Genomic DNA, 16,014 nt, shown 5'->3' on the forward strand with positions numbered 1-16,014 from the left:
CAGGATGATGCCTTTGGGCGCAAACGCCCGCAGCGCGTCGGCGCCCATATCCCAGGGGTGAATCTCGCAGTAGACGCCAAGCTCGCGCACGCGCCGGGCGATCAGCTGGGTGTACTGGGAGCCGAAGTCGAGAATCAGGATTCGGTGGGCGTGGATATCGGTCATGATCTATCCCAGGTGCGCCGGGCCCACGGCAATGCAACGAGATACCGGCCCGGCCCGGTGTCTCACAACGGTGACTCAGGCCGGGTCGATGCGGTAGTTCGGGGGTTCTTTGGTGATCAGCACGTCGTGGACATGGCTCTCGCGCATGCCGGCTTGACTCACCTTGATAAACCGGGGCTTGGTGCGCATTTCTTCCACCGACGAACAGCCGGTATACCCCATGCTGGCGCGCAGACCGCCGAGCAACTGATGGACGATCGCGATCAGGCTGCCTTTGTAGGGAACCCGGCCTTCGATACCCTCGGGCACCAGTTTTTCGATTTCCTGCGTGGCATCCTGAAAGTACCGGTCCTTGGAGCCTTCCTGCATGGCGCCCAGCGATCCCATTCCCCGGTAGGATTTGTACGACCGCCCCTGGTAGAGCTCGACTTCGCCAGGTGCTTCTTCGGTTCCCGCGAACAAACTGCCCATCATGACGCAGTACGCGCCGGCGGCAACGGCCTTGGCCAAATCGCCGGAGAATCGAATACCCCCATCGGCAATCACAGGGACACCGTGCTCTTTCAGTGCCCGCGCGACGTTGCCCACCGCAGTAATCTGGGGCACGCCCACGCCGGCGATAATCCGTGTGGTGCAGATGGAACCCGGACCCACGCCCACTTTGATACCGTCGGCACCCGCTTCCACCAATGCCAAAGCGGCCTCGGCGGTGGCCACGTTGCCGGCAATCACTTGCAGATCGGGATAACGGTGTTTGATCAAGCTCACCCGTTCGATCACACCGCGGGAATGCCCGTGAGCCGTATCGACCACGACCACATCCACCCCGGCGTTGACCAAGGCATCCACCCGCGCTTCCGTCTCGGCGCCCGTACCGACGGCGGCACCCGCGCGCAAGCTGCCCTGGTCGTCTTTGCACGCGTTGGGAAAATCGGTCGCTTTTTGGATGTCTTTGACGGTGATCAGGCCCCGCAACTGAAAATCGTCATTGATGACCAGCACTTTTTCGATGCGGTGGGCGTGCAGCAGCGCCATCACTTCGGCGGTGTCGGAGCCGTCCTTCACCGTCACCAGACGGTCCTTCGGGGTCATGATGCGGGCCACCGGCTTGTCCAGCTCGGTCTCGAAGCGCAGATCGCGCCCGGTGACGATTCCCACCAAATCTTCGCCATCCACTACCGGCACGCCGGAGATTCCATGCGCTCGGGTGATCTCCAGCACTTCGCGGATGCTTTGATCCGGTCGCACGGTCACCGGATTGCGGATCACGCCGCTCTCATATTTCTTGACCTTGGCCACTTCCAGCGCCTGACGTTCCACCGGCATGTTCTTGTGAATAATGCCAATGCCGCCTTCCTGAGCAATGGCGATGGCCAGCCGCGCTTCGGTGACGGTATCCATGGCCGCGCTAACTAGCGGCACATTCAACTCAATGCCCCGGGTGAGCCGGGTCCGCAAGCTTACCTCCCGCGGCAAAACGTCCGAGTACTCGGGGAGCAAAAGAACATCGTCAAAAGTGAGGGCTTCCTCAGTGGTCAGCATTCGGCACCTGCCAAAACGGCGAAAAACAGTGCCGGGCATTATAAGTCTCGGGCCCTGTTGCGTAAACTCGCCGCCCATTTTTTTCGTCCCGGATCAGGGGCCGGCGCCTGATTGAGGACGCCGGCGCTTGCCTGCAAACAAGGGACGGCTATCATGGGCGCATGAGTTTCGACCGCCTTCCCACACCGACGCCGGGCGATGCCCGCATCTTCACGGTCTCGGCCCTCAATCGCGAAGTGAGAGCGCTGCTCGACCGCGGTCTCCCGGTATCGTGGGTGGAGGGCGAAATATCCAACTTCGCTGCCCCCAGCTCCGGCCATTGGTACTTCTCGCTGAAGGACGCCAAGGCCCAGGTTCGCTGCGCCATGTTTCGGCAACGCAACCAAGCGGTTCAAGCGCGCCCCCAAAACGGCGCCCATGTGCTGATAAAAGCCCGCGCCAGCCTCTACGAACCTCGGGGCGAATACCAGCTCATTGTCGAGCACTTGGAGCCGGCCGGCGAAGGCGCGCTGCGCCAAGCTTACGAAGCCCTGAAGCGCAAACTCGCCGCCGAAGGCCTGTTCTCGCCGGAACACAAAAAAACGCTGCCCCCTTTCCCTCGCCGTATCGGCATTATCACCTCGCCGACGGGTGCCGCCATCCGCGATATTCTGAACGTGCTCAAGCGCCGTTTTCCGACCATCCCGTTGGTTCTCTATCCAGTGGCCGTGCAGGGGGACGAGGCGGCGCCGCAAATCGTGCGGGCCATTGAAACCGCCACCCGGCGAGCCGAATGCGACGTGCTCATCGTGGGCCGGGGCGGCGGATCGCTGGAAGATCTGTGGGCTTTCAACGAGGAAATCGTGGCACGCGCGATTCATGCCTGCCCTATCCCTGTCATCAGCGCCGTCGGTCACGAGATTGACGTGACCATTGCGGACTTCGTCGCGGATGTACGGGCACCCACGCCGTCTGCCGCCGCGGAGATCGCCGTACCGGACGCCGCCGAGGTGAGCGCTCGGGTCGAACGTTTGCTCAGCCGGCTGGTGACTTGGCAACAACACCGCATGGCGCGTCACCGCGACCGACTGGCGACGCTGGAGGCGCGCCTGCGTCGCTGTCACCCCGCCCAGCGACTCCGTCAGCAAAGCCAACGGCTGGATGAGTTGGAACAACGCCTGGCCCGAGCTATGGAACTGACGCTGGAGCGCCGGCGTCATCGATTAAGCAGCTTGGCCACGCGCTTGGCCGCAACCACACCCACCCATCGGCTCAACATGCTGAGGCAACGGCTTGAGCGGGCGCAGGAACGGCTCCATCGCGCTATGCAGCTGCGCTTGGAATCCAGCCAGCGGCGGTTCCATCTGGCGGCGCGCGCGTTGTCGACCGTCAGCCCGCTGGCCACGCTCGAGCGAGGCTACGCCATTGCCCGCACGGCGGATGGCGTCGTGCTACGCGACAGTCAGCAAACACAAGTAGGCGACCCAATACATATCCGGCTGGCCCACGGCGAGTTGGACTGCGAGATCACCCAAGTTCGAACCGAGCAACATGAACCCTAGACGAATTCTTATCGGCGTTTGCCTGACCCTACTACTGACATGGCCGCTGGCGGCGATAGCCCTGCCCCGCGCCGCCGCCGTGCCTGGGGGAATTGCTGTCATTCCGCTGACATCCGACGCGGCGGAGCCGGAACCTGCCGAAGTTCGTTACGACGGACGGCGGGTACTCACCGTACGCAGCGACGGGCGTTGGTTTGCGCTGGTGGGCATACCTTTGTCTGCGACGGCCGGTGCGCACCGGGTGGTGGTTGCCGACGACGCGGGACCACGTGACGTGGCGTTTGTGGTCACTGAGAAACAATACGCCGAACAACGGCTGAACGTCGCCCCGAAAATGGTGGATCTGGACGCCGAAACCCTGGCTCGGGTGCGAGCGGAAACACCCAGAATTCGCAAGGCGCTGCGACACTGGAGCGGCACACTATTGGCGGACCAAGCCCGCTTGGACTCGCCGGTGGAAGGGCCTTTTAGCAGCCCGTTCGGCTTGCGCCGCTTCTTCAACGATCAGCCCCGAAAACCCCACAGCGGCTTGGACATCGCCGCGCCTGAAGGAACACCTATCCACGCTCCGGCAACGGCTCGCGTGATCGATGCGGGCGATTTTTACTTTAACGGCAACACGGTGTTTCTCGACCACGGCCGTGGACTGGTGACCATGTACTGCCACTTGCAGGCGATCGACGTCAAACCAGGGGATCGACTCAACGCGGGCGAGCGCATCGGAAGAGTGGGGCAAACCGGTCGGGTGACTGGCGCTCATCTCCATTGGGCGGTGGCCCTCAACGGCCACCTGATCGATCCCATGTTGTTCCTAAACACCCAAGGCGACGCGAACACGCCGTAAGCAGCCTGCCCCGCGCCCTGACATAGAGCCATTTTTATTAATCTTTACGCTTGACGTGACGCATCAGGCGACGACGCTTGGCCACTTGGCGCGGGGTTAATTTGTTGCGCCGACCCTCGTAGGGATTTTCACCCTTGCGAAACTCGATCCGCACCGGCGTGCCCCACAAATCCAGTTGTTTCTGGTAGGTGTTGGCCAGATAACGCCGGTAGGTACCTGGGATACGCTCGACCTGGTTGCCGTGTATCACGATCAGGGGCGGGCGCTTACCCCCCTGATGGGCGTAACGCAGCTTGATCCGCCGTCCGCGCACTAACGGGGGCGGATGTTCGACGGCGGCCTGCTCTAAGATACGGTTGAGCTCAGGTGTCGACAGGTCTCGCGTCGCAGCCTCGTACGCCCGGTTCACCGACTTAAACAAATTACCAACGCCGGTGCCGTGCAACGCGGAAATAAAGTGAATTTTGGCAAAGTTCACGAAGGACAGGCGGCGGTCCAACTCCGAGCGCACCGCATCGCGTTGATCGGGCGACAAACCGTCCCATTTGTTCACGGCGATCACCAGCGCCCTTCCGCGCTCCAATACCAAACCGAGCAAACTGACATCCTGCTCGGATACGCCTTCCCGCGCGTCCACCAGCAGCAACACCACCTCAGCACGATCTACCGCCTGCAGCGTCTTGATGATGCTGAACTTCTCCACCACCTCTTTCACCCGGGCCCGCCGCCGAATCCCGGCGGTATCGATGAGCCGATAAGATCGGCCATCCCGCTCGAAGTCCACCTCGACGGCATCTCGCGTGGTGCCGGGCACATCGCTCGCAACCACCCGCTCCTCACCGAGAATGCGATTGATTAACGTGGATTTTCCGGTGTTCGGACGCCCGACCACCGCCACGCTGATGGCGTCAGCGGATGGCTCGGACTCTTCGGTGGTATTGGCAGGAAGCGTCTCGAGCACGCTCCCGATCAAGTCGTAAATCCCATCGCCATGTGCAGAGGAGACTAGAACCGGCTGGCCTAAACCCAACTCGTAAAACTCCGGCGCCACCCGTTCGGCTTGCATCCCTTCGGTCTTGTTGAGCACCAGCGTGGCGGGTTTACCGCTGCGGCGGAGAATCGCAGCCAGTTCCTGATCGTCGGTGGTCATGCCAGCCCGGCCATCGACCATAAACAAAACGTAATCCGCTTCTTGCAGCGCTTTAAGGCTCTGCTCAGCCGTGAGTTCGTCCAGACCCTCGGCCAGACCGCTGACTCCCCCGGTATCCACCACCACGTAGGGCGCCGGGCCCACCTTGCCGTAACCGTATTTCCGGTCCCGCGTCAGTCCGGGAAAATCCGCCACCAACGCATCGCGACTGCGGGTAAGAAAATTAAAGAGTGTCGACTTGCCGACGTTGGGACGTCCCAGCAGGACAATGACGGGAAGCATGACGATAGTGTCCTCGAATTCTCCGGCCAGACAGCGGATTCCCATCGGGCGATCCCCACGCCGGATATCCGTGAGAATCGCTGTCCTTGCCCTTGCCGCCCGCCTCGCTGACGCGGCCTTGTGTGACGCCGCCTAGTCCTTTTCGCTGACCGTCAACGCGACCAAATCGCCGCCCCGGTCAAGCGCATAGAGTATATCGGCCACGGCCAAGGGACGCGCCGCCAAACCATCTCGGCCAACCCGGTAACGCGCCAGCAAGCGTCCGTCGTCCCGGGACAACCAGTAAAGATAACCCTCGGCATCGCCAACCACCACGGCATCGCCCGCAACTTCCGGTGCGGTCAATTGGCGTTTGTAGAGTCGATCCTGGGTCCACAACGAAGCGCCACTGGCCCGATCGAACGCCACCACATGAGATTTTTCGTCGCTGACGTAAACGCCGTCGCCGCCCACATCAAGGCCGGTGTAACTGGAAATTTCCCGGGACCAAATCGGAGTCCCGGTGCCCACGGCGAAGCGACCCAAGTTGCCCTGATAGTTCACCGCATAAAGGCTGTCGCCCAAAACCCGCAGGTCACCATCGATATCCACCAGACGCTCGATTTCCGACCGACCGCTTGGAACAGAGACCGCCTGTTCCCAAACCAGCTGGCCATCCGTCAGGAGCAGGCCGGCCAGTCGACCGTTGTCAAAACCGGCGATGACCAAGCCTTCGTGAATCACCGGTGCACTTGTGCCACGCAGGGTCAACGAAGGAATCGACCCATCAAAGACCCACCGCCGTGAACCGTCCGCAAGATTTAGCCCAACCACGCGGCCGTCTAAGGTCCGCACGGCCGCGATCCCACCGGATACGGCCGGTACAGCACTAACTTCGCTGCTAAGCATCACCCGCCAACGTTCCTGACCATCCCCGGTGGACAAGGCGACGATCTCACCGTCACGGGTGCCCAATAGCATGGTGTCGCCCCCGATACCGGCGCCGGTGGAGAATCGATACGGTGTTTTTTGGCGCCACAGCTCGGCACCGGTTTCGCCGTCGATAGCGACGACTCGGCCTTTGGCGCTGGCGGTATAAAGACGCCCACCGACCATGGCAATGCCGAGTGCCGGGGCCGCTTCCTCGGCACTTGCCCCCACCGACACTTTCCACAGCCGTTCGACCTGCAGCTGCGGCTCGAAATCGGGCACTTCCGCCGGCGGGTCAACCTTCGACTTGCCACCGAACGAACTACAGGCGGACAGCCCCAATACAAAAACAATCAGTAGTACCCGACTCATTCTGCGGCACCCTCGACGAGGCTATTGAGCTTCATTTCGATCAAGACGCGACGCTGGGAATCAGCCGCCAATAAAGCGGCCTGGTAAGCCTCGCGGGCGCGCGAAGCCTCACCGGACGCGACATAAATATCGCCCCGCAATTCGCTGATCTGGGCGAGGTAACTCGCCGGCAATTCATCTTCTTCCAGCAACGCCAAGGCAGCGTCGAATTGGTTATCCGCCGACAGCAATCGGGCCAGACGAATGCGCGCGACGGCTCGAATTTCCTCCGGCTGCCCCCGGTCGATCACCCATTGCAGAGCGGATCTGGCACCATCCGACTCACCGGCGTCGGCGGCCCGTTTCGCCGCCCACAGCGAGGCCAGGGCAGCATACGGCGTGGCAGCGTAGTCCTCGGTCAACGTCGCCATCAACGACTCGGCAGCCTCGTCATCTTTCTCGTCGATAGCGTTCAGCAACTGCTGATAGTATTCGGAGGCCTGGATCGCCTGACGCTCCTGCGTCTGCTGGTAGTAGCGCCAGCCAAACAATAGCAGCAGCCCCACCGCAACACCTGTCAGCAGGTAGTTACCGTAGTTGCGCCACCAGGTCTTCAGCTGTTCGATTTGTTCGTCGTCCGTCTGTTCCGCCAAAACGCTTCCCTCTTCGATCAAGCAGGCTGATCGCCGTCAACCTGGGTACCCAGCCAACTCACAATGGTCTCCGCCACCGTGTCCAACCCCACCGTCATCTGTTCCCGATCCACCCGCAGGGGTTTGATCTGGGCTTGCCCTGAATTCGCTTCCCGTTCGCCCAAAATCACTGCGATTTCCGCACCGCTGCGATCGGCTCGCTTGAGCTGGGCCTTGAAACTACCACCGCCGCAATTGCACTGCACCCGCAAATCGGGCACTTCGTTGCGCAGCTGTTCGGCCAGTGACAAGCCCACGAGCTCGGCTTGTTCGCCGGCACACACCAGGTAAACCTGGGGCTCCCGCGAAATGCCGGCGTGCCCCGACAGTTCCAACAGCGCCACCGTGCGCTCCAAGCCAAGCGCGAAACCCACCGCCGGGGTCACCGAACCACCGAGTTGGCTCACCAGACCGTCGTAACGACCGCCGGAGCAAACGGCATTTTGCGCGCCCAGCCGATCAGTCACCCACTCGAACACCACGTGGGTGTAGTAGTCCAAGCCGCGCACCAGGCGCGGGTTTAGCCGGTAACGGATATTCAGCCGATCCAACAACTCGCGCAGGCGGTCGAAGTGTGCACGCGATTCATCGTCCAGGTAGTCCGCCAGTTGCGGTGCCGCCGCGATGACCGCCTGCATGGCGGGATTCTTACTGTCCAGAATCCGCAGGGGATTGCTCTCCAAGCGGCGCAAACTGTCCTCGTCCAGCGCAGCTTGGTGATCGCGAAAATATTGGACCAGGACGTCCCGATAGGCCGCCCGGCAAGACGCTGTGCCCAAGGTGTTAATTTCCAGCGTCACGGTGTCGATGCCCAACCGCCGGAAGATGCGGTCGCTAATGGCGATGACCTCCGCATCCACATCCGGACCGGGCATGCCGAATGCCTCAACCCCGATTTGATGAAACTGGCGATACCGACCTTTTTGCGGGCGTTCATGCCGAAACATGGGCCCGGCATACCAAAAACGCTGCTGTTGATTGTAGATCAGACCGTTTTGGATCACCGCCCGAACGCAGCCTGCCGTGCCTTCCGGACGGAGGGTCAGGCTGTCCCCGTTGCGGTCTTCGAAGGTGTACATTTCCTTCTCGACGATATCGGTCATTTCGCCGATGGAACGTTTGAACAGTTCAGTTTTCTCGACGATGGGCAGACGGATTTCCTGGTATCCGTAGGCCGCCAGAACATCGCCGACTGTTTGTTCGATAAACTGCCAGCGCGGCGTATCCTGTGCGAGGATATCGTTCATACCGCGAATGGCCTGGATCCCGTTAGACACCTTGAGTTGCCCTATTTCGATTGGTCGTGTTACGGAGCGGGGATGGTAAACCGGGCGACTTTGTTTCGCCGGGTAAAGGGCGCGGTGTCGAACGGCTGATTGTCCACCGTGATACTCACGCCCGGCGCATTGCCCAAGTAAACCTGCAGCGGGGGTTCGCCTTCGACCCTGGCCTGACTGTCATCAGCCGCCAGCTTGTAAAGCAACAAACGGCCCTGAACATCAGAGACTTCGACCCAGGACTCTTCACGAAACTCGAGATTGACAGTCACCCGAACCGCTTCAGAACCCGTCGCCTGCTCGGTGACTTCAGGTGGCGCCGATACGGCCGGTTGCTCCACCACGCTGTCCTCTGCAACGAACGCCGAAGGCTCATTCACGCCGAGGGGTTGCTCCGGCACAAATGGCGCTTCTGGTGACGACGTCAGATCCGGGATGACCGGCTCCACATCAGCCGATTCGGCGACGACTGCCGGCGGCGATCCTCGATGAGTCGCCGCCGGCACATCAGGCGACGACATCACACGTGGATCCGGCACCACTGGAGTCGCCGGCTGGCGAAGGTGATTGATTCCCCAAACACCCGCCAGCACAAGCAGCAGGAGCACGATCAGCAAACCGGCCAACTGGCGACCCCGACCCACAGCAGCCAGATCCATATCGCGCCGTTCGATGGCGATGGGCGCCATGGTCATCTCGGCGGAATCGTCGGTGCGGGAAGCGACGACCTCGCCTTCCGGAACATCCAACCATCGTGCGTAGCTGCGCAGATACCCGCGAACAAAAGTCTCAGGCGGCAGGCGGGACATATCATTGTCTTCCAGCGCCCTCACCGTCGCCTCGCTCAAGCGCAAAGCCTCAGCGGCATCTTTGACCGTGTGTCGGCGCGCTTCGCGGGCTGCACGCAAGCGCGCGCCTGGCCCCGACTGTTCTGATTGATCCGGTAGCTCGTCGTTCATTGCCGTTGCAGCTCACCCAGTCGTTTCGCCTGGGGTGAGTTCGGGAAACGCGCAGCCAAACGGGTGGCATAGGTCTCCGCCGCTTCCACATCTCCCAGATAAGTTTCCACTCGGTATCCCAACAACAGACTCTCGGCGGTGGGTTGTTCCGCAACATGGAAGCGGCTTAGGAAAGCCCGAGCCTTGAGGTGATCGTTACGCTCGTATGCCAATACGGCCATCTGCCATAGGGCGTCGCCGAACTGAGGGTTCACCATCAAAGCCTTGCGGAAATAATTTTCCGCTTTGTCTTTGTCCGGTACCAGCCGGGCACATACGCCGGCATTGGTATAAGCGAACTCTTGGGTAGTGTACTTGGGGTCTTCTAGCGCCAAAAGGAACTGTTCCTCGGATTCTTCCAAACGACGCTGGCCGCACAAAAACACGCCATAGTTGTTGTGCAAATCGCCACGGTCCGGCGCCAGCCTGATGGCCTTCCGGTAGTTCTCATCGGCCAGTTCCGGCTGCCCCAGCCGGGTATAGAGTTGTGCATAGCCAACATAGGTATCGGGCAGTTTGGGATCCTGCTCACGCGCCCGGTCAAACTTCTCCAAGGCCACGTCGTACTTGCCTTGAGCCAAGTAGTTCATACCCAATTGCGTATTGTAATTGGCTGCCTCGCTGGCATTGACTTCGGGCCGCTGGGGTGCATCACTGACACAGGCAACCAGCCATAGCACCGAGAATCCGACCAGAAATCGCGCAAGATGCTGCTTCATGGCGTCAGGTTCCCTCGCCCATCGGCTTGTACCGGCCCGAGCCGACGCACCCGGTTGAGTACTTTACCAGCCAGTTGCCCACACGCCGCATCGATGTCGTCGCCCCGGGTCCGACGGATTGTGGTGACATAACCCTGCCTCATCAAAATATCCTGGAATGCCGTGATGGTCGCCGGCGTGGACCGTTCAAAGCCCGAATTAGGAAAGGGATTGAAAGGAATCAAATTGATTTTGGCGGGCACATCCTTGAGCAAACGGGCCAATGCACGAGCCTGGGCTGGAGAATCATTCACATCCTTCAGCATGACGTACTCAAACGTAATATGACTTCGAGCACTTTTCCCCGCCATATAACGACGGCAGGCATCGAGAAGCTCGGCGATAGGATACTTTTGATTGATTGGCACCAGTTGATCGCGTAGCTCATCATCCGGTGCATGTAAGGAGACAGCAAGCGCGACATCAGCTGCGGCTTTCAGTTTATCCAAGGCGGGCACGATACCCGAGGTACTGACGGTCACCCGCCGCTTGGAGAGCCCGTAACCCAAGTCATCGAGCAGGATGTTCAGCGCAGGGATCACGTGATTGAGATTGAGCAGCGGTTCGCCCATACCCATAAACACCACGTTGCTGATCACGCGCTCACCGTCTGGGGTATACCCTAAGGCTTTGTTGGCCACCCAAATTTGGGCGATGATTTCTTCTGTCGACAAGTTGCGGTTGAAGCCCTGGCGCCCCGTCGAGCAAAACGCGCACTCCAAGGTACAGCCCACTTGGCTGGAAATACACAGGGTGCCTCGTCGCGCTTCGGGGATAAACACGGTCTCCACCGCATTGCCGCCATCGACCCGAATCAGCCATTTCCGCGTTCCGTCGTCGGAGACACTGTCGAGAATCACCTCGGGCTCACAGACTTGCGCGACCTCATCCAGGCGCGCCCGCAGAGACTTGCTCAAGTTGCTCATGGCCGAGATGTCGCCTTCACCGCGCTGGTGAATCCACTGCAAAACCTGCTGGGCGCGGAAAGGGCGCTCGCCCAGGTTGTCGAAAACCTGGGCGAGGCCCTGCCGATCCAGGCCCAGCAGGTTGATTTTTTGGCTCATCTCCGGTGTGCTCATAAGCGATCTGCCACGGTATCAACCGCGCGGGCAAAGCTCCAAGTCACTGAAGAAGTATCGAATTTCCTGCGCTGCCGTATCCGGGCCATCGGACCCATGAACCGCATTGGCATCGATGCTTTCGGCAAAGTCCCGACGAATCGTCCCTTCCGCGGCTTCCTTGGGATTGGTCGCGCCCATCAATTCCCGATTGCGGGCGATGGCACCTTCACCTTCCAGCACTTGAATCATCACCGGACCGGAAATCATGAACTCGACCAAGTCCTTGAAAAACGGACGTTCGCGGTGAACGGCGTAGAACCCTTCCGCTTGGGCACGGGAGAGCTGTTGCATTTTGGCGGCCACGATTTGTAGGCCGGCTTTCTCAAAACGGCTGTAAATCTCGCCTATCACGTTCTTACCGACGGCATCGGGTTTGATGATGGACAAGGTGCGTTCGACGGACATGGGTTATCTCCAGTTAGGACTCACGCGAAAAATCAGGATATCGCTCAAGAAATCGGTCTATCCGGGGTCCGGCGAGCAAACACGCCGCCGCCGATCATCCCCAAATATCAGAAACCCGCGTTACAACGCGGGTTTCCCAGTCATCACGGGGCGTGAGTTTACTCTCGCAACGACCCGCGGGCAAACGCTTGGCGGATAATGGCCGCCCGCTCAACTCGCGACGCTGAAGCTCTCTCCGCAACCGCACTCCTCATTCACATTGGGGTTGTCGAAGGTGAAACTCTCGTTCAAACCATCGCGCCGGAAGTCCAGTTCCGTGCCATCGAGGAATTCTACGAACTGCTGTTCAACCAAAACCTTGACACCATGGTCTTCAAATACGACGTCGTCTTCGGCCTGTTCGTCGGCATAGTCCAATACATAGGACCAACCGGAGCAACCGGTACGACGCATTCCGAAGCGAAGGCCGATACCATGTCCCCGACGAGCCAAATGCTCCTTGACGCGGTTGGCTGCCGCATCGGTAAGTCGAATTGTCATGGGCTACCCTCTCCTACTTGATGAATCCCGTTCGGTGCCGTTTGCCCAGGCAGGCAAATGACATCTCATAACCCCACTGTTTATCAGAGACATCCCCAATCGGTAAAGGTTTCCCTCCACTGGAACATCAGCGCGGACCGACACACGGGCTCGATTCAGTGACCAAGGCGTGAACGGCATCTTCAACAGTCAGAGCCACACCGCGCTTCTCCGCCGGAAAGGTCAGTGCATCGGCCAAGTCCAGCCCCCGAAAACGGGTCAGCTCCTCTGCGGTTAAACCAACCAGTCGCTCGCACGCCAAAACCACCGCTGCAATGGTGAAAGGACAACCGTAGACGCGATAGCGTGTGTCCACGACCTGCCCCTCCGCCCCCATGCGGACCTGGATGAGCACCTCGGCCTCCTGGGCCATCGAACCGGCCCGCCCGGTGAGCACATCGGGCTCCGACGGCGCCCAAAGCTCCGACATACGCGCATTGATAAAGCGGGCGCGGACGGCTGAATTGATGGGTGAATCATCGCTCACGAGGACGTCAGCACCGTGCCGGGTGATGGCGATAACGCCCGCAACCATCGAATGCGGGAGACCAAATGCGCACCCGTCCGCGCGATATCCTCTTCGCTGGTAAACCGCCCCAATGAGAGGCGCAAGGAGCTGTTCGCCAGCGCGTCGCTGCGGCCAAGGGCTTTTAGGACGTATGACGGGCTCGCCACGGCGGAAGTGCAAGCCGAGCCCATCGCCACGGCCAATTCATCGTCGATGGCCGCCAACAGCGACTCCCCATGCACGTCGGCCACGCTCACATTGAGTATGCCGCTCACCCGCGGCGAACCCTCGCCATTCAGCAGCATCCCCGGCAGCGTCGCCAACTGCCGCCAAAGCTGATCGCGCAGTGCTTGGATGCGCGCTTGTTCCGACGCCATTACATCGCGCGCCAGCCGAGACGCTTCGCCCAAGCCGACGATCTGGTGGGTTGCCAGCGTACCGGGGCGAAGACCGCCTTCTTGCCCCCCACCGTGAAGTACCGGACGCAACCGCAGGCGCGGTCGACGGCGCACGAACAACGCACCGACGCCTTTCGGTCCATAAAACTTGTGTGCGGACAGCGCCAGGCTGTCCAGCGGCATGGCCGACAAATCTAAAGGCAGTTTGCCCACACTCTGCGCCGCATCGACATGAAACCGCACCCCACGCTCGCGGCACATCTCACCGAGCGCGCGGATATCCTGGATCACCCCGGTCTCGTTGTTGACGTGCATGAGAGAGACCAAGGCCGTATCGGGCCGAAATGCCTCGGCGAGCTGCTCAACGCTGACGGCCCCCGAAGCGGTCGGGCTAAGATAGGTCACCTCCCAACCGGCCGCCTCCAGGGCTTTGAAAGGCGCCAAAACGGATTTGTGTTCCGTGACGCCGGTGATGAGATGACGCCCCCGCTCGGCATAGAACCGTGCGATTCCCAGGATCGCCAAGTTATTCGATTCGGTCGCACCGGACGTGAAGATCACCTCGGCAGGCTCAGCACCCAAAAGCGCCGCCACTTCCGCTCTCGCCTCGCCCACCAAGGCGGCTGCCCGCTGCCCATAACAATGGGACACAGACGAAGGGTTACCGAACACACCCTGACGTGTGAGGCACGCTGCCATGCGCTCAGCCACCCGCTCATCGACCGGAGTGGTGGCCGCATAATCGAGGTAAATGGGATCTTGCCCGCTCATGACATCATGATGGCGTCAATCGGATCTCGTGCCGTCCGCGCGATCTGGATCTTCTGGGACGATTTCATCGACGGGCTCGACATCGCAGGCTTCCATTTCCGACAATTGCACGCCGCTCTCGCCGCCCAGGCGTTGAACCGCTTCCGTCAGCGCCTGTACACGACCATCCATGACGTGAATATGATCCAGCAATCCGTTAATGGCGTGCGCTACCGGATCAGGCATTTCCTTGGTTAGACCGTAGGCATCGAAGCCCATTTTTCGGGCAATCGCTTGCCGGTGGGCTTTTCGTTCCACTTGACCGGTCTGGACGATACGAGCCGGCACCCCCACGACAGTGGCGCCGGCCGGCACGTCTTTCACCACCACCCCGTTTGATCCGATACGTGCCCCACGGCCGATGCAGATCGGCCCCAAAACCTTAGCGCCCGCACCGATTACCACGTCATCTTCCAACGTGGGATGACGCTTACCTTGCTTCCAACTCGTCCCGCCCAAGGTCACCCCATGATAGAGGGTGCAATCGTCGCCCACCTGCGCCGTCTCCCCGATCACCACGCCCATACCGTGGTCGATAAAGAAACGTCGCCCCAGGACTGCGCCGGGATGAATCTCGATACCGGTCGCCCAGCGCATCAGATGAGACAACAATCGGGCAACCCACTTGATGTCGCGACGCCAAAGCCAGTGGCTGACCCGATGCGCCCACACGGCATGCAGACCGGGATAGGCGGTCAGTACTTCCCACGTGGTCCGCGCGGCGGGATCGCGCTCAAAGACACACTGAATGTCCTCTCGGATTCGCTCTAGCATGATTTTTCCCCGGGGACCGGATGGCTGACAATCAGCCTCAAGTGCCCCACATTATAGTGTCGTGGAACCGACGGCCGTGAACATTCAACGGCGATTTCGTCCGCCCTGAACAGCACTGAGTATCCCGCGCAGGATGTTCAATTCCACCTGATCGGGCCCGGCTCGATCAAACAATCGTCGCAGCCGGCGCATCAATTGGCGCGGATTGGCGCGATCGAGAAAGCCGATCTCACCGAGTACCTGCTCCAAATGGTCATAGAAATGACCCATCTCATCGCGAGCCGCTTTCGGCGGCTCATCGCCCCGCGGCTGAGGTATGACACCGCCGCGTGACATCATCAATTCGTAAGCGACCACCTGGACCGCAGCCGCCAAATTCAGCGAAGCGTAATCGGCATTGGCGGGAATATGAACACTGACGTGGCAGCGACTCAATTCGGCATTGGTCAACCCGGTCCGCTCGCGCCCGAAAACCAGCGCCGCCGTTTGTTGCTCGGGCAACTCGACTAACGTTTCGGCACAGCAACGCGCATCCATGGCGGGTAAGGAGAGCGTTCGAGTCCGTGCCGTCAAACCAAACACTTGGTGACAACCGGCCAAGGCTTCATCGAGCGAGGCGCAAATCACGGCGCGGTCCAATATGTCGTCTGCGCCTGCGGCCCGAGCCACCGCTTCATCGCCGGGAAAATCCCGCGGACTCACCAAGTACAGCGTATCGAGACACATGTTTTTCATGGCGCGCGCGGCCGCCCCCACGTTACCCGGATGAGAGGGCTCCACCAAAATCACGCGTACCCGGTGGGTCATATCGAAACGCTCCATTCTTTTTTCATCGCGAACCATTATAAGATCGCGTTCTGGTACACGGTCTCGGCCGACTCTGTTATTCTTGCGCGCTCGCGATGGCATC

17 protein-coding genes are annotated in these 16,014 nt (G+C 60.6%); 2 read left to right on the plus strand and 15 right to left on the minus strand.

The features are described from left to right. Positions 1-168 (minus strand): GMP synthase (glutamine-hydrolyzing) (locus SVU69_09985; GenBank protein ID MDY6943328.1); only part of this gene is annotated, 168 nt, incomplete at its 3' end. A gap of 72 nt (positions 169-240) precedes the next feature. Next, positions 241-1,707, minus strand: a complete 1,467-nt coding sequence (gene guaB / locus SVU69_09990) for an IMP dehydrogenase (GenBank protein MDY6943329.1) — start codon at positions 1,705-1,707, stop codon at positions 241-243. A 161-nt stretch (positions 1,708-1,868) separates the two neighbouring features. On the opposite strand from guaB, the gene xseA reads away from it, so the two are divergent. Next, positions 1,869-3,248: an exodeoxyribonuclease VII large subunit gene (gene xseA / locus SVU69_09995; protein MDY6943330.1), complete on the plus strand. Its 1,380-nt coding sequence runs from the start codon at positions 1,869-1,871 to the stop codon at positions 3,246-3,248. Further along, positions 3,238-4,092, plus strand: a complete 855-nt coding sequence (locus SVU69_10000) for a peptidoglycan DD-metalloendopeptidase family protein (protein ID MDY6943331.1) — start codon at positions 3,238-3,240, stop codon at positions 4,090-4,092. Before xseA ends, SVU69_10000 begins: the two co-directional genes overlap by 11 nt. Positions 4,093-4,129: 37 nt before the next feature. Here SVU69_10000 and der read toward each other — a convergent pair whose 3' ends face one another. From der to SVU69_10065, 13 genes are all read right to left on the minus strand, one after another. After that, positions 4,130-5,524 (minus strand): ribosome biogenesis GTPase Der, encoded by a 1,395-nt coding sequence (gene der, locus SVU69_10005; GenBank protein ID MDY6943332.1) that lies wholly within the window; start codon positions 5,522-5,524, stop codon positions 4,130-4,132. Between the two features lie 132 nt (positions 5,525-5,656). Continuing rightward, the gene (gene bamB / locus SVU69_10010) at positions 5,657-6,805 is read right to left on the minus strand and encodes an outer membrane protein assembly factor BamB (protein MDY6943333.1); all 1,149 of its coding nucleotides are present in this window, start codon (positions 6,803-6,805) and stop codon (positions 5,657-5,659) included. Continuing rightward, on the minus strand, positions 6,802-7,437 hold the full coding sequence (locus tag SVU69_10015) for a tetratricopeptide repeat protein (GenBank protein MDY6943334.1): 636 nt from the start codon (positions 7,435-7,437) through the stop codon (positions 6,802-6,804). Before SVU69_10015 ends, bamB begins: the two co-directional genes overlap by 4 nt. A 17-nt stretch (positions 7,438-7,454) precedes the next feature. After that, complete coding sequence (gene hisS / locus SVU69_10020; GenBank protein MDY6943335.1) at positions 7,455-8,753, minus strand: histidine--tRNA ligase; 1,299 nt, start codon at positions 8,751-8,753, stop codon at positions 7,455-7,457. A 29-nt stretch (positions 8,754-8,782) separates the two neighbouring features. After that, positions 8,783-9,712, minus strand: coding sequence for a helix-turn-helix domain-containing protein (locus SVU69_10025; GenBank protein ID MDY6943336.1), 930 nt, complete (start codon positions 9,710-9,712; stop codon positions 8,783-8,785). Further along, on the minus strand, positions 9,709-10,470 hold the full coding sequence (gene pilW, locus SVU69_10030) for a type IV pilus biogenesis/stability protein PilW (protein ID MDY6943337.1): 762 nt from the start codon (positions 10,468-10,470) through the stop codon (positions 9,709-9,711). The genes SVU69_10025 and pilW overlap by 4 nt, the downstream gene beginning before the upstream one ends. Next, positions 10,467-11,573 (minus strand): 23S rRNA (adenine(2503)-C(2))-methyltransferase RlmN, encoded by a 1,107-nt coding sequence (rlmN, locus tag SVU69_10035; GenBank protein ID MDY6943338.1) that lies wholly within the window; start codon positions 11,571-11,573, stop codon positions 10,467-10,469. The genes pilW and rlmN overlap by 4 nt, the downstream gene beginning before the upstream one ends. 33 nt (positions 11,574-11,606) lie before the next feature. Beyond that, positions 11,607-12,035, minus strand: coding sequence for a nucleoside-diphosphate kinase (gene ndk, locus SVU69_10040; protein MDY6943339.1), 429 nt, complete (start codon positions 12,033-12,035; stop codon positions 11,607-11,609). A 210-nt stretch (positions 12,036-12,245) separates the two neighbouring features. Further along, positions 12,246-12,575: an iron-sulfur cluster assembly accessory protein gene (locus SVU69_10045; GenBank protein MDY6943340.1), complete on the minus strand. Its 330-nt coding sequence runs from the start codon at positions 12,573-12,575 to the stop codon at positions 12,246-12,248. A 127-nt stretch (positions 12,576-12,702) separates the two neighbouring features. Beyond that, positions 12,703-13,101 (minus strand): iron-sulfur cluster assembly scaffold protein, encoded by a 399-nt coding sequence (locus SVU69_10050; protein ID MDY6943341.1) that lies wholly within the window; start codon positions 13,099-13,101, stop codon positions 12,703-12,705. After that, entirely contained in the window at positions 13,098-14,291 is a 1,194-nt protein-coding gene (locus SVU69_10055; GenBank protein ID MDY6943342.1) for an aminotransferase class V-fold PLP-dependent enzyme, read from the minus strand. Before SVU69_10055 ends, SVU69_10050 begins: the two co-directional genes overlap by 4 nt. Positions 14,292-14,306: 15 nt before the next feature. Continuing rightward, the gene (gene cysE / locus SVU69_10060; protein MDY6943343.1) at positions 14,307-15,104 is read right to left on the minus strand and encodes a serine O-acetyltransferase; all 798 of its coding nucleotides are present in this window, start codon (positions 15,102-15,104) and stop codon (positions 14,307-14,309) included. An 84-nt stretch (positions 15,105-15,188) separates the two neighbouring features. Further along, positions 15,189-15,926 (minus strand): RNA methyltransferase, encoded by a 738-nt coding sequence (locus SVU69_10065; GenBank protein MDY6943344.1) that lies wholly within the window; start codon positions 15,924-15,926, stop codon positions 15,189-15,191. Between the last annotated feature and the right edge of the window lie 88 nt (positions 15,927-16,014).

The organism is Pseudomonadota bacterium, assembly GCA_034189865.1.
Lineage (GTDB): Bacteria > Pseudomonadota > Gammaproteobacteria > UBA5335 > UBA5335 > JAXHTV01.